The organism is Pseudomonas sp. 51_B (assembly GCF_017491595.1).
Classification (GTDB): domain Bacteria; phylum Pseudomonadota; class Gammaproteobacteria; order Pseudomonadales; family Pseudomonadaceae; genus Aquipseudomonas; species Aquipseudomonas promysalinigenes.
The window spans coordinates 1-428 of record NZ_JAFGYW010000483.1 but is presented as its reverse complement, the minus strand read 5'-3'; the positions used below and the strand labels follow the sequence as shown (position 1 = coordinate 428).

The following is a 428-nucleotide window of genomic DNA, read 5'->3' as shown; positions in this document are numbered from 1 at the left end:
GCCATTGTGTTGGACGCACAGGACACGGCAACAGCCAATGAAAGTTTGCGCAGCATGAGGCGATCCCTAGCATGAATATTATGGAAGTAATCCGGGCGCCAAAGGTAAGGCGCGGCCTGCACAGCGTCAAGGCTGAGCAGGCCCAGCGAGTGTAGTTGCGCATTGCTCCGGCAACAATCGGCCAACCTGGGTATTTACGCCATTCATCATGGCGTTCGCTGCGGTGTTGGCGTTCCTTGATGGTTGTGTCTAGACTGGCCGGGTTCTTGTCGGGGTGCCTTGCTATGAGGCTGAGATCGAATAATTTCGGATCCCGTTGAACCTGATCAGGTTAGCGCCTGCGTAGGGAACAAGATTTCTCGTCACCCGGCGAGTCCTCTTGTGCTTCGTCCGGGATATTGTTCGACAATCGAACGCCATGACGAATG

1 riboswitch is annotated in these 428 nt (G+C 54.9%).

From position 1 onward, the window contains the following. The first annotated feature begins 260 nt into the window (after window positions 1-260). Window positions 261-366, top strand: a riboswitch (TPP riboswitch). Window positions 367-428 lie beyond the last annotated feature (62 nt).